The 12,470-nt window shown below is 71.1% G+C and carries 12 protein-coding genes and 1 tRNA gene; 3 read left to right on the top strand and 10 right to left on the bottom strand.

What is annotated here, in order from left to right; genetic code table 11:
• From V7793_RS23740 to V7793_RS23730, 3 genes are all read right to left on the bottom strand, one after another.
• Positions 1-520: tetratricopeptide repeat protein (locus V7793_RS23740; protein ID WP_336009647.1), on the bottom strand; the 520-nt coding region annotated here is incomplete at its 3' end.
• Between the two features lie 236 nt (positions 521-756).
• Positions 757-830, bottom strand: a tRNA-Met gene (locus V7793_RS23735).
• 42 nt (positions 831-872) lie between these two features.
• Positions 873-3,785, bottom strand: coding sequence for a UPF0182 family membrane protein (locus V7793_RS23730; protein ID WP_443057975.1), 2,913 nt, complete (start codon positions 3,783-3,785; stop codon positions 873-875).
• 144 nt (positions 3,786-3,929) lie between these two features.
• Between V7793_RS23730 and V7793_RS23725 the strand changes: the two genes are divergently transcribed.
• The gene (locus V7793_RS23725; RefSeq protein WP_443057974.1) at positions 3,930-4,529 is read left to right on the top strand and encodes a PPA1309 family protein; all 600 of its coding nucleotides are present in this window, start codon (positions 3,930-3,932) and stop codon (positions 4,527-4,529) included.
• 21 nt (positions 4,530-4,550) lie between these two features.
• On the opposite strand, the gene V7793_RS23720 is transcribed toward V7793_RS23725, so the two are convergent.
• From V7793_RS23720 to V7793_RS23705, 4 genes are all read right to left on the bottom strand, one after another.
• Positions 4,551-5,639 carry a YlbL family protein gene (locus V7793_RS23720; protein WP_336009643.1) on the bottom strand — a complete coding sequence of 363 codons (1,089 nt, stop codon included), beginning with the start codon at positions 5,637-5,639 and terminating at the stop codon, positions 4,551-4,553.
• 113 nt (positions 5,640-5,752) lie between these two features.
• Complete coding sequence (locus V7793_RS23715; RefSeq protein WP_336009641.1) at positions 5,753-5,959, bottom strand: hypothetical protein; 207 nt, start codon at positions 5,957-5,959, stop codon at positions 5,753-5,755.
• Between the two features lie 174 nt (positions 5,960-6,133).
• Complete coding sequence (locus V7793_RS23710; RefSeq protein ID WP_168094122.1) at positions 6,134-6,601, bottom strand: molybdenum cofactor biosynthesis protein MoaE; 468 nt, start codon at positions 6,599-6,601, stop codon at positions 6,134-6,136.
• 100 nt (positions 6,602-6,701) lie between these two features.
• A complete protein-coding gene (locus V7793_RS23705) occupies positions 6,702-7,829 on the bottom strand; it encodes an SDR family oxidoreductase (RefSeq protein ID WP_336009639.1) in 1,128 nt (375 codons plus the stop codon).
• Positions 7,830-8,020: 191 nt separating this feature from the next.
• On the opposite strand from V7793_RS23705, the gene V7793_RS23700 reads away from it, so the two are divergent.
• Both V7793_RS23700 and V7793_RS23695 read left to right on the top strand, forming a co-directional pair.
• On the top strand, positions 8,021-9,439 hold the full coding sequence (locus V7793_RS23700; protein ID WP_336009637.1) for a zinc-dependent metalloprotease: 1,419 nt from the start codon (positions 8,021-8,023) through the stop codon (positions 9,437-9,439).
• Positions 9,436-9,957, top strand: coding sequence for an NUDIX hydrolase (locus V7793_RS23695; protein ID WP_336009635.1), 522 nt, complete (start codon positions 9,436-9,438; stop codon positions 9,955-9,957). The genes V7793_RS23700 and V7793_RS23695 overlap by 4 nt, the downstream gene beginning before the upstream one ends.
• 101 nt (positions 9,958-10,058) lie before the next feature.
• Here the strand turns inward: V7793_RS23695 and V7793_RS23690 are convergent, their stop codons facing one another.
• From V7793_RS23690 to V7793_RS23680, 3 genes are all read right to left on the bottom strand, one after another.
• Positions 10,059-10,817 (bottom strand): AIM24 family protein, encoded by a 759-nt coding sequence (locus V7793_RS23690; RefSeq protein WP_336009633.1) that lies wholly within the window; start codon positions 10,815-10,817, stop codon positions 10,059-10,061.
• A 17-nt stretch (positions 10,818-10,834) separates the two neighbouring features.
• A complete protein-coding gene (locus V7793_RS23685; RefSeq protein ID WP_336009631.1) occupies positions 10,835-11,518 on the bottom strand; it encodes an AIM24 family protein in 684 nt (227 codons plus the stop codon).
• Positions 11,519-11,534: 16 nt separating this feature from the next.
• A partial coding sequence (locus V7793_RS23680; RefSeq protein ID WP_336009629.1) for an AIM24 family protein occupies positions 11,535-12,470 on the bottom strand: 936 nt, incomplete at its 5' end.

Here is a 12,470-nt window from a genome sequence, read left to right as displayed (position 1 = left end):
CGTCGCTGCGGTGCTCCAGCAGGTCGGCGAGGGCGTAGGCGCCGAGGGCGTGCCCGGTTTCGGCCGACTGGCGCAGCCAGTACTCGGCGGCGGGCTCGTCCCCGCGCTCGCGGTGGTAGCGGCCGAGGGCGTGCGCGGCGGCGGCGGAACCGGCGACGGCGGCGATGCGCCACCACCCGGCGGCCTCGTCGGCGTAGCCCCGCTGGTGCAGCAGGACGCCGAGGTTGTTGGCGGCGGAGCGGTCGCCGTCGGCGGTGGCGGCGCGCAGGTGGCGCTCAGCCCCGTCGAGGTCCCCGCGGCGCAGCAGCAGGGCGCCGAGCATGCTCAGAGCGGCGGGGTCGCCGCTCTCCGCGGCACGGCGGCGGGCGGTCTCCAGCTCGAGGTCGGCGGCGTCGCCGGCGTCGGCGGAGTCCGCCGTGCCGGGACGGAACCCCGGCATTTCCTGGTCGCTCCCGTCACCGGGAGCCTCTACAAGCCGGCCTGTCTCCCACAGCGTCGTCCTGTCCCCCATAAGCCCCATCGTCGCACCACCCGCAACCCGCGTACACCTGGTATACCGCAGCCAGTGAGGTCACTTCAGCGTTTTGTCGACTTCCCGACTTCCCGACACGACGGGGCTCCAAACTCTCCACAGAAGCCCCGCACACAACCCGCACAGTCCGCGTCACCCGGACACCGCACGGCCGGGGTGGCCGGCGGGGTCCGGGAACGACAAGGCCCGGAGTCCGAGGCTGGACTCCGGGCCTTGTCATGAAGTAGCGGGGACAGGATTTGAACCTGCGACCTCTGGGTTATGAGCCCAGCGAGCTACCGAGCTGCTCCACCCCGCGCTGTTGTGGAACAACCGTACCACGGCGCGGAGTGGAGCTTGATCAACTTCCGGGCTTGCCCCTCTGCTCGCTGCCCTTGTCGCCGCTCTTGTCGCCACTCTTCTCGGCGGCCTTGGCCTCGGCCTTGGCGGCCCGGTCGAGGGCCTCCTTCAGGGCGTCCTGGGCCTTGCCGTACTCCGCCCAGTTCTTGTTCTCCAGGGCCTTCTGGCTGGCCGTGAAGGCGTCCTGGGCGTCCTTCAGGGCCTGCTTGACCGTGGGGTCCTGGGAGGGAGCCGGCTTCTGGGTGCCTTCGGAGGGCTTGGACGGCGCGGCCTTGCTGCCGAAGATCTCGTCCAGGGCCTCGTCGAGGGTGTCCCTGAAGGCGATCTTGTCGCCGTAGTTCACCAGCACCTTCTTCAGGAGCGGGTAATTGGACCCGGCACCCCGCAGATAGACCGGTTCCACGTACAGCAGCCCGCCGTCCAGCGGCACGGTCAGCAGGTTTCCGTACTCGACCTCGGAGTCGCCCTTCTTCCAGATGTTGATCTGGTCGGCGACAGGTGTGTGGCTGTTGAATTTGCCCTGCGCCAGCCTGGGTCCCCAGACCGAGGTCTCGGACGGCAGTTTCAGTATCCGGATCTTGCCGTAGTCCTTGCTCTTGGCATCGGCGTCCACGGCCATGAAGGCGCCGAGATTCGTCCGGTTCTTGGGCGTGAAGGTCGTCGTCAGCGAGAAGGTCTGCTTCTCCTGGCGAGGCATCTTCATGCTCAGGTAGTACGGCGGGACCGCGTTGCCCTTGGTGTTGGTCGGGTCGTCCGGCACCTCCCAGCGCTCACTGCCGGTGTAGAACGTCTCCGAGTCGGTGACGTGGTAGCGGGAGAGCAGCTCGCGCTGGACCTTGAAGAGGTCCTGCGGATAGCGCAGGTGGTCCATCAGCGCGGAGCCGATGGCGCTCTTCGCCTTCACCGTGCCGGGGAACGCCTTCATCCAGGTCTTGAGGACCGGGTCCTTCTCGTCCCACTGGTACAGCTTCACCGTGCCGTCGTAGGCGTCCACGGTCGCCTTGACGGAGTTGCGGATGTAGTTGACCTGGTTCTGCTGGGCGACGACGGCACGCTGGCCGGTCGTCAGCGAGTCGGCCGTGGTGTCGCCGAGAGTCGTACGGGAGGCGTACGGATAGCCGTTCGTCGTCGTGTACGCATCCACGATCCACTGGATGCGGCCGTCGACCACCGCCGGATAGGCGTCGCCGTCGATGGTCAGCCACGGGGCGACCGCCTCGACGCGCTCCTTGGGGGTGCGGTGGTAAAGAATCCGCGAACCCTTTCCGATGGCACCCGAGTAGAGGATCTGCGGCTCGCCGAAGGCCACCGCGTACGCGGCACGGTTGACGGGGTTGGACAGGTTGACCCCGCTCTTCCCCTTGTACGAGTAACTCCGCTCGCCCTTGTCCGAGGAGTAGTCCAGCTCCTCCTGCGGACCGCCGACGATCGAATACTGCGTCGTCTTCTCGCCGTAGTAGACGCGCTGCTCGTAGGGGCCGAACAGGCCCTCGGTCGGCAGGCTCTTGGCCGTGAAGTCCGGCGCCCCGGCCTTGTCGGTCGTGGTGCCCTTCGCGGTGATGGCGCCGTAGCCGTGGGTGTACTTGAAGTGGTCGTTGATCCAGTTGCGCTCGGGAATGCCCTTGAGGTTGAGCTCGCGCAGACCGATGACCGTGTCCTGCTCCTTGCCGTCCACCTTGTAACGGTCGACGTCCAGCGTGGAGGGGAACTGGTAGTACCCCTTGACCTGCTGCTCCTGCTGGAAGGCGGGAGAGACGAGGTTCGGGTCGAGGAGGCGGAGGCTGGCCGTCGAATTCACCGCGGCGCGCAGCTTCTCGGGGTCCTTGCCCGTCAGGTCGCTGTTGCCCTTGTAGTTCTGGACGTCGGCGTCGCCGATCCCGTACGCCTCACGCGTCGCCGTGATGTTCTTCTTGATGTACGGCGCTTCCTTGGCCTGCTCGTTCGGCTGGACCTGGAACTTCTGCACGATCGCCGGGTAGAGCCCGCCGATCAGGACGGCCGAGAGCACCATCAGGCCGAAGCCGATCACCGGCAGCTGCCAGGTGCGCCGCCACAGCGTGGCGAAGAACAGCACCGCGCAGATCAGCGCGATGATGAACAGGATCGTCTTGGCCGGCAGATACGCATTGGCGTCGACGTAGCGCAGCCCCGTCCAGCCGTCGGTGGACTTCAGGCCGCTGGACTTCACCGCCAGGCCGTAGCGGTCCAGCCAGTAGGCGATGGCCTTCAGGCCCACGAAGATGCCGAGCAGCACCGACAGGTGCCCCGTGGCCGCGGCCGTCGCCCGGTGGCCCGGGCTGGTCAGCCGCAGGCCGCCGTAGAGGTAGTGCACGAGGGCGGCGGCGATCAGCGACAGCACCGCGGCCGCGAAGCCGAAGCTCAGCAGGAAGCGGTACCAGGGCAGGTCGAAGGTGTAGAACGCGATGTCCTTGTGGAACTGCGGGTCCTTCTGGTGGAAGGGGACGCCGTTGATCCACTGCAGCCAGGTGCGCCACTGCCCGGCCGCCGAGGCGCCCGCGACCAGGCCCACGAGGGCGGTGACCGCGAGGAGCACCCACTTCTTGTACGGCGCGATGCTCATCCGGTAGCGGTCGAGGCTCTGCTGCTCCATCGACATCGCGCTCAGCGGCGGCCGCAGCCGGTGCGCCAGCCAGATGTTGGTCCCCACCGCCAGTGCCATCAGCAGGCCGAAGACCGCGAAGAGCCCGATCTTGGTGCCGAGGGTGGTGGTGAAGACCGAGGAGTAGTCCACCGAGCGGTACCAGAGCCAGTCCGTCCAGAACCCTGCGAACATCACGAAGAGCATGGCCAGCGCGGCCAGTACGCCCAGCGTGGTGAGCAGGGTCCGGATCCGCCGGGACGGTCGGCCGACTCTGATCCGTGGCCCTGTCGGGCCTCCGCCGCGGTCCGGCATCTGGAAAGCCAAGGTGCGCACCTCGAAGTTCGCTGTCTGGGGAGCTGTCGATCAGGGCCCAGCGATACTAGGGCCCAAGGTGGCAACTTACCGAGGCTTTACTCAGTTCCCGTTTTCGGTCACTCTCAGGGCACGATATTCCTCATGTCCAGCACTTCCAGCACCCCCGACCCCTCGCTCCCGTCCGGCCCCGGCGGCCCGGGCGGCGACGTCCCCATGGCGGCCAGCCCGCTGACCCGCGCCGTTCTCGAGATCGACCAGTACGCCTCCACCCTCGGCTGGGACCAGCCCGCGCGGCTGTTCGCCCTGGTGGACACGGCCAAGCTGCGCGCCCAGGAGCCCGGCCTCGCCGATCAGCTCGGCCTCGACGCGACCGCCCAGGCCGGCTCCCTCACCCCGATCGAGCAGGACGAGGTCCCGGCGGGCACCGCCCTGGACAAGTTCCTGGGCACCATCGCGTGGCCCGGCGCCGTGACGGGCTGCGCCCTGACCGTGGAGCGGCTGATGCTGCCGCCGTCCGCCGAGGGCACGGTGCCCAACGGCATGAACGAGAAGCAGCTCGCCAAGTGGGTCGCCGCCCACCCGGACCGGCAGGAGGTGCGGATGACCGTCGCCGTGCTGCGGGACGGGGCGCGGGAGACCGCGGTGCGGCTGCGCGAGAAGGACTCGCCGACCGAGGTCCTCACGGGCCCGGACCTGGTGCCGGGGCTGGCGGAGGCGCTGGCGGCGACGTTCGAGGACTGATGCCGCGCCCGCAGCGGGGGCTCAGCCGGTCGTGCACAAGGGCAGGCCGGCCGAGTCCCCCTTGCGGATCTTCTCCAGGGCGCCGACGGCGTCCCCTATGGTGTCGACCTTGACCAGCGTGAGCCCTGAGGGCTTGTCCTTCGCGGCGGCCGCGCAGTTGTCCTTGGGCGTGAGGAAGTAGCGGGCGCCCTTGGAGCGCGCGCCCACCGTCTTCATCTCGACGCCGCCGATCGGGCCGACCTTGCCGTCGTCGTCCATGGTCCCCGTGCCGGCGATGAACTTGCCGCCGGTCAGGTCCCCGGGGGTCAGCTTGTCGACTATCCCGAGGGCGAACATCAGGCCGGCGCTCGGCCCGCCGACGTCCGCCAGCTTGATGTTGATCGTGAACGGGAAGGTGTGGTCCGTCCCGGCCTGGATGCCGACCAGGGCCCGCTTGTCGTCGGACGCCTTCGTCGTGGTGAGGGTCACGTCCTGCTCGACGTTCGGCTGCCGCTTCTCCTTCTCGGCCGCGGCGGCCTCCTTGGCCGGAACGATCCGGAAGGTGACCTTCTGGCCGGGCTGGTGCTTGGTGACCAGTTTGGCGACGTCCCCGGGCTGCTTGATCTCCGTGCCGTCGACGGCCTTGATCACGTCGCCGGCGTGCAGTTGCCCCTCGGCCGGGCTGTTCTTGACGACCGACGCCACCACGGTGCGGGTGCCGACCGGGATGCCCAGCTGCTTGAGCGCCGCCACCTTGGCGCTCTCCTGGGACTGGCTGAACTCCTCCGCCGTCTCCTGGTTGAGCTCGTCGGGCGTCTTGTCGTCCGGGTAGAGCGTGCTGTGCGGGACGACGAGGTTGTCGTGGGCGATCCAGCCGTAGACCGCCTCCACCAGGTTCATCCGGTACCGCGAGCCGGTGACGCGGACCGTCGTCATGTTGAGGTTGCCGGTGGTCGGATACGTCTGGTGCCCCGAGATCTGCAGCACCGGCTCCCCGTCGTGCTCACCGAGCGTGTTGACCGTCGGCCCGGGCGACATCTCCGCGTAGGGCACGGGGATCAGCACGCCCGCGCAGAGGAGCGCGATCAGCATCAAGAGGGAGGCGAGCATCGTCGCGGTGCGGCGGGGCATGGAACGACAGTACGGGACGGGTCCGACAGTCCACCCGCGGGGCGGTCCGTCCGGGGAGGCCACCCGGGGCTCGTGAAAACGCGCCGGCGCCCCGGCGCGGGCCGGGGGGCGCTTCAGGAGACCCCGGTACCGGAATCCTGCGGTTCCCTCGCCTCACGGTGTTCCATCGCCTCACGCCGCTCCATCGCCTCACGGAACCGGGCATACCCCGCGAGCTCGGAGATGTCCCCGCTCTTGCGGTTGCGAGCGGCCCAGGTGCCCCAGAGCAGGGCAACGACGGCCGCGGCAACCGGAATCAGCAACCACACGAGTGCCGCCATACCGACCTCCGACCCCCGAGCACCACCACTGAAAAGACCGATGAGCAGATTAGTCTTTCGTACAGTCAACGCTCGCGTCAGGGGGCCGGTTACGCAACCGGAAGTGATCCTTCAGGAGTCCCCGGCCGTCTCCCCCCGGCCACCGCCGGGGATGCCCCCAGGGCGCCCCCGTTCCTAGGCGCCCACCCACTCTTCCGTCCCGTCCTGGAACACCTGGTGCTTCCAGATCGGCACCTCGCGCTTGAGGTCGTCGATGAGCCGCCGGCACGCCTCGAACGCCTCCGCCCGGTGCGGGCACGAGACCGCCACGACGACGGCCAGGTCACCGATCTCCAGGTCGCCCACCCGGTGCACTGCCGCCAGCGCCCGCACCGGGAAGTCCGCCGCGACCTTCTCGGCCACGCGGCGCAGCTCCGCCTCGGCGGTGGGGTGCGCGGAATAGCCGAGCCCGCGGACGCCGGCGCCGCCGTCGTGGTCACGCACGGTGCCCACGAAGAGCGCCGTGCCCCCTGCGGCGTGGTCGCCGACCGCCGCGAAGACCTCGTCCACGGACAGGGGGGTGTCGCGGACCGCCAGAAGGCGGACCGGATCCGTCGCGGCGAGCTCGCCGGGGTGATCGTACGTACGGGCCATGTCCCCCATCGTGCCGTACGGAGGGCGTGGGCGAGGACCGACCTTTCAAACAGCCGTACGAAACGGTCTGTGGACGGTCCTCCAAGGCCCGGGGCCCCGCCCGGGCCCCCTAGAGGCGGCGGCGCGCCTTGCGGGCCCGGCGGACCAGCGCGGCGGTGCCCAGCAGTGCCACGGTCGCCCCCGCGGCCCCCGCGGCGGTGGCGTCCTTGCGGCCCAGGCGGCGGCCCGCGACCGTGTGCCGGCCGGAGACCTCCTCCAGCAGCTCGGCGAGGACCTCCTCGTTCGTCCAGCGCGGCCGCCAGCCGGCCTCGTGCAGCCGGCTCCCGCTGACGACCCACGGGTGCATCGTGTACTCGAGGTCGCCCGCGGGCGAGGGCGTCAGCCCGAGCCGGTGCAGCCGGGAGGCCGCCCCGAGGGCGACCGCGGAGGGCAGCTCCATGCGGCGGATGCCGGAGAGCTCCTCGACCTCCTCCTGCTCCAGCCAGCCGTCGCAGCCCACCGCGAGCTCCCCCTCGGCCTTCTCCAGGGCGGCGAACTCCAGGGCGCTGACCAGGTCCTCCACGTGGCAGAACTGCCAGGTCGGCCGGGATCCGGCGACGACCAGGAGGCGGGGCGACTCGAAGTAGCGGGTCAGGGCGGTGTCCGTGCCGCCGACGAGGACGGCGGGCCGCAGCACCGTGACGTTCAGGCCGGGGTGGGCGCGCGGCGCCCGGCGGGCGAGCCGCTCGATCTCCAGCAGGTCGCCGACGCCGGTGGCCTCGGCGGTGGCGCGCAGCTCGGCGTCCTCGGCGAGCGGCACGTCGTTGTCGGGCAGGGCCCCGTAGACCATCGCGGAGGTGCACAGCACCACGCGGTGCACTCCGGCGGCCGCGGCGGCCGTCAGGACGGTCTGGGTGCCGCGCACGTTGTAGGCGGTGCGGGCGGCGGCGTCGGTCTCCAGGTCGAGGTCGAGCGCGAGGTGCACGACGACGTCGGCGCCGCGCAGCTTCTCGGCGATCGCCGGGTCGCGGACGTCGAGCACGTGCCACTGCGCCTCGGTCACGTCGCCGCGGCGCTCGTCGATGGCCACGACCTGCTTGATGTGCTCGGACGAGGCGAGCCGCTGCGTGAGCAGGGCGCCGACGCCGCGGGCGGCACCGGTGACCGCCACGACGGGCCTTCGGCCGCCGTGCGGGCTCGTACTGTCTCGCGCGGAACCGTTTCGCGCTGCGCGAACTTCTGGGTCGGGGGAACTCACCGGGCGTCTCCAGCGGTTGTCTTCAGTACGTACGAGAGATGACGCGTACGGACCAGGTGACGTCCATCCTGCCGCAGGCCCCGGGTCGGCGAAGCACCAAGCCCGGATACCGGTGAGGTGTCTAGGCTGGTGGTGATGTCGGGCATTCGCCGCCGGTCCTGTGCCGGCGGCCCTACGAGCCGAGGAAACCCGTGAGTGACACCCCATTCGGATTCAATCTTCCGCCGGAGGAGCCGGAGAACGGCGGCGACGGCAAGAAGAAGGGCGAGGGCCAGGGCGGCCAGGGGCCTGCGAATCCGTTCGGGTTCGGCGGGCCGGGCGGCGCGGGGGACAACCCCTTCGCCGCGATGTTCGGCGGCGGCATGAACCCGGGCGACCTCGGGGCCGCCTTCCAGCAGCTCGGGCAGATGCTCTCCTACGAGGGCGGCCCGGTGAACTGGGACATGGCCAAGGACATCGCCCGCCAGACCGTCGCGCAGGGCACCGCCGACGGCACCAAGGACGCCAGCGTCACCTCCGGCGAGCGGAGCGCGGTCGAGGAGGCCGTGCGCCTGGCCGACCTGTGGCTGGACGGCGCGACGTCGCTGCCGTCGGGCTCGGGCACGGCGGTCGCCTGGAGCCGCGCCGAGTGGGTCGAGGCGACCCTTCCGGTGTGGAAGGAGCTCGTGGACCCCGTGGCCGAGCGCGTCGGCGCGGCCATGGGCGACGTCCTGCCCGAGGAGATGCAGGCCATGGCGGGCCCGCTGCTCGGCATGATGCGCTCCATGGGCGGCGCCATGTTCGGCACGCAGATCGGCCAGGCCGTGGGCGTGCTGGCGGGCGAGGTGGTCGGCTCCACCGACATCGGCCTGCCGCTGGGCCCCGCGGGCAAGGCCGCGCTGCTCCCGGTGAACGTCGCGGCGCTGGGCGAGGGCCTCGGCGTCCCGCAGGACGAGGTCCGGCTCTACCTGGCCCTGCGCGAGGCCGCCCACCAGCGCCTCTTCGCCCACGTGCCGTGGCTGCGCTCGCACCTCTTCGGTGCCGTCGAGGGCTACGCGCGCGGCATCAAGGTCGACACCTCCAAGCTGGAGGACGTGGTCGGCCAGCTCGACCCCACCCACCCCGAGCAGCTGCAGGACGCCCTCCAGCAGGGCATGTTCCAGCCGGAGGACACTCCGGAGCAGAAGGCGGCCCTGGCCCGTCTGGAGACCGCCCTGGCGCTCGTCGAGGGCTGGGTGGACGCCGTCGTGCACGCGGCCGCCGCCCCGCACCTGCCGTCGGCCGGTGCCCTGCGCGAGACGCTGCGCAGGCGGCGCGCCTCCGGCGGCCCGGCCGAGCAGACCTTCGCCACGCTGATCGGCCTGGAGCTGCGCCCGCGCCGGCTGCGGGACGCCTCCCGGCTGTGGGCCTCCCTGGCGGACGCACGCGGCCCGGAGGGCCGTGACGCCCTCTGGGAGCACCCGGACATGCTGCCCACGGCGGCCGACCTGGACGACCCGGACGGCTTCGTCCACCGCGAGCACCTGGACTTCTCCGAGATCGACAAGATGCTCGGCGAGGCGGCCAGGGGCGAGAAGGGCGGCCAGGGCGACAAGGCCGAGCCCGAGGGCGAAGGCGACGACGAGAAGTGAGCCTGCACGAGGATGCGGTCCGCGTGCTGAAGGAGTACACGGACCAGGACGAGCTGCGCGGGCTCTACCTGGACCACCTGGCGTCCCACCCGGACGGCATGTGGAAGCCCTGTGAGGCCGGTCACGTCACGGCGAGCGCCCTGGTGATCGACCCGTCGCGCGGGCAGGTGCTGCTCACGCTCCACCGCAAGCTGCGGATGTGGCTGCAGATGGGCGGCCACTGCGAGCCCGGTGACGCGACGGTCGAGGCGGCGGCCCTGCGGGAGGCCACGGAGGAGTCCGGGATCGCCGGGCTGACGCTCCTGCCGGGCGGCCCCGTGCGGCTCGACCGGCACCCGATCCCCTCGCCCTGCAACTGGCACCTGGACGTCCAGTACGCGGCCCTGGTGCCCGCGGGTGCGACGGCGGCCATCAGCGACGAGTCCCTGGACCTGCGCTGGTTCCCTTACGCCGAGGTGGGCGAGGTCGCCGACGACTCGGTCGTGCAGCTGATGCGGCGCACGCTGGAGCGGCTGTAGGAGCCTGATGTGCCCTCGCCCGGCGGCGCAGGGCGGAAGTAAGGGGCGGTCACCCATGGTGACCGCCCCTTACCTGTGCACCGCCCTGCGAGCGGCCGGGCTCAGTTGGACCAGATGTTGCCCTGGTTGCGGCCGTGCGCACCCTGCTGGCCGAGGCCGTACTGGGCCATGAGCCCCTGGCCGATCTCGGCACCCTGGGGCGGCAGGAGCTCGCTGGGCTGGACGAGGGCGTAGCCGTGGCCGGCGAAGCTCAGCTCCCAGCCCTCCCCCGTGTTGCCCCGCCGCCGCCACACGCCCGAGGACGACGTCTGGGCCTGCATCTGCACGCGCAGCGACGTCGACCACGCGATCACGGCGTCGGCGTCGGCGCTGACGACCCGGTCGGGCGTGACCTGGAGCATCAGGGGCTCGCCGGAGGTCATCAGCGCGACCTTGCCCTGTCCGCTGATGTTGAGCTGGTAGGCGCCGGTGCCGGAGATGCCGTACTGGCTGTCGACGGCGATGGCCTCCCAGTGCAGCGTGGAGTCCAGGGCGAGGACGTAGGCGCCGTCCACGGTCAGCCCGTCGCGGTCGACGTCGACCACGTGGACGTGCTGGGCCAGGTTGGCGAAGTAGACCGTGCCCTGGCCCGAACAGCGCATCAGGTCCAGGCCCTCGCCCGTGTGGGTGCGGGCGGTCTGCTGGCCGCGGGTCTGGTACTCGCCGTCGAACTCGATCAGGCCCTGGTAGGCGACCATCGAGCCCTTGCGGGCGAGGACGTCGTCGTGGCCGGTGAGGGAGACGCGCAGCATCTGCGGGTTCTGCAGGGCGTAGCGGTCCTGCGTCTGGGCCTCGGTGTAGCCGAAAAGCGGGCTCTGCATGATGTCCTCGTTCCCCCTCAGCCCCGGGCCCGGAGCCGGTCGGTGCTGTCCTCGCTGGGCTGTACGACCACGAAGCCCTCGCCGGAGAAGCCCAGTTGGTAGGCCTCACCGCTGCCCCGGCCGATCAGCGATGAGGCCTTGAAGCTGCGCTTGCCCTTCATCCGGAGGTTGCTGGACCACGCGACGAGCGCGTCGGGGTCGACGTAGGTCTCGTCGTCGCCGCGCCCGCAGTCCACGACGATGGGGGTGCCGCGGGAGGTCAGGGCGACCCAGCCGGTGCCGCTGATGCCGACGTTGAACAGGCCCTGCCCGGCGAACTTCGCCATGCCCTTGACGCGCTCCACGCCCCACTGGAGGTGGGCGTCGAAAGCGAGGACGTTGGTGCCGTTGACGGAGAGGGAGTCGCCGTTGAGCTGGAGGCAGACCACGTCGGCCCCGTAGTCGGCGAGGTAGAGCAGGCCGTCGCCGTGGCAGCGCATGAGGGGCACGCCCTCGCCGGTGAGCCACTGGGAGGCCATCTGGCGGACCGCGGGCGGGTTCGGGTCGTACTGGACGTAGCCCTCGTAGGCGACCATCGAGCCGGTGCGGGCGAAGAGGTCCTGGCCGGTCTGCACGGCGACCTTCAGCATGCTGCTGCCGTGGTTCTCCATGCGGGCGGTGACGGGGGTGGGGGCGTAGCCCTGGATCGGTGTCTGGTTCATGGTCTTCGCTGGTCCCTCAGACCTCGTAGGGCTGGACGACGACGAAATTGCCGGGAGCGCCCCGGAATTGGAGGTTCACGGCTTCTCCGCTGTGCCCCGGGTAGGAGCTGCGGCGCAGGCGCACCTGGCTGGAGATGATCACCTGGGCGCCCGCGGACCAAGCGATGACGGCGTTGCTGTCCGCGTAGGTCGACGGGGTGACCGGCAGCACGACGGGGATGCCGTGGGTCTTGACGACGACGGTGCCGTGGCCCTGGAACTGCATGGTGAACAGGGCGCCACCGGGGATGCCGTGGCCCTCGATCCGGCGGACCTCGTGCTGCAGCGACTCGTCGAAGGCGAGCACCGACTCCGCGGAGACGCAGATGGCGTCGCCCTGGAGCTCGATGGGGTGCACATGGGCGGAGTTCTCCGCGAGGAAGACCTGCCCGCGCCCGGAGCAGCGCATCAGCTGCAGCTCCTGGCCGGTGGCGTTGCCCACGATGCGGCCGGCGAAGCCGGCGCCCTTGTAGCCGAAGTCGACCTTGCCCTGGTACAGCACCATGCTGCCCTGGCGGGCGAGCACGGGCTGGCCGTCGACGCCGAGGTCGACGCGGACGAGCTTGGGGTTCTGCTGGGTCCAGCGCTGGCCGGTGGGGGCCTCCCGGTACTTCTGCAGCGCCGCCTGGACGCCGGCAGCGGCAGCCGGCTGGCCGTAGGCCTGCTGGCCGGGCTGGCCCGGGAAGGGCTGGCCGTGCTGGGGCGCGGGGTGCGGCTGGCCGGGGTAGGGCGCGCCCTGCTGGGGCGCCTGGGGCGGCTGACCGTACGGCTGCTGGCCGGGCTGGCCGTAAGGCTGCTGGGGCGGCTGACCGTACGGGGCGGGCTGCTGCTGGCCGTACGGGCCCGGCTGGCCGGGGACTCCGGGCGGACCGGGCGGCGGCGGGGTGAACTGGCCGCCGGTGGAGGCCCCGGG

This window comes from Streptomyces sp. KLMMK, assembly GCF_036961605.1.
Taxonomy (GTDB): domain Bacteria; phylum Actinomycetota; class Actinomycetes; order Streptomycetales; family Streptomycetaceae; genus Streptomyces; species Streptomyces telluris.
The sequence above is the reverse complement of the archived record's forward strand: the minus strand, read 5'-3'. Positions and strand labels throughout refer to the sequence as shown.

Excerpts from the sequence above, each read along its gene's own strand:
- V7793_RS23715 (WP_336009641.1), bottom strand. The coding sequence starts at position 5,959 with ATGGCGGCACTCGTGTGGTTGCTGATTCCGGTTGCCGCGGCCGTCGTT.
- V7793_RS23710 (WP_168094122.1), bottom strand. The coding sequence starts at position 6,601 with ATGGGGGACATGGCCCGTACGTACGATCACCCCGGCGAGCTCGCCGCG.
- V7793_RS23730 (WP_443057975.1), bottom strand. The coding sequence starts at position 3,785 with ATGCCGGACCGCGGCGGAGGCCCGACAGGGCCACGGATCAGAGTCGGC.
- V7793_RS23685 (WP_336009631.1), bottom strand. The coding sequence starts at position 11,518 with ATGAACCAGACACCGATCCAGGGCTACGCCCCCACCCCCGTCACCGCC.
- V7793_RS23690 (WP_336009633.1), bottom strand. The coding sequence starts at position 10,817 with ATGCAGAGCCCGCTTTTCGGCTACACCGAGGCCCAGACGCAGGACCGC.
- V7793_RS23725 (WP_443057974.1), top strand. The coding sequence starts at position 3,930 with ATGTCCAGCACTTCCAGCACCCCCGACCCCTCGCTCCCGTCCGGCCCC.
- V7793_RS23720 (WP_336009643.1), bottom strand. The coding sequence starts at position 5,639 with ATGCCCCGCCGCACCGCGACGATGCTCGCCTCCCTCTTGATGCTGATC.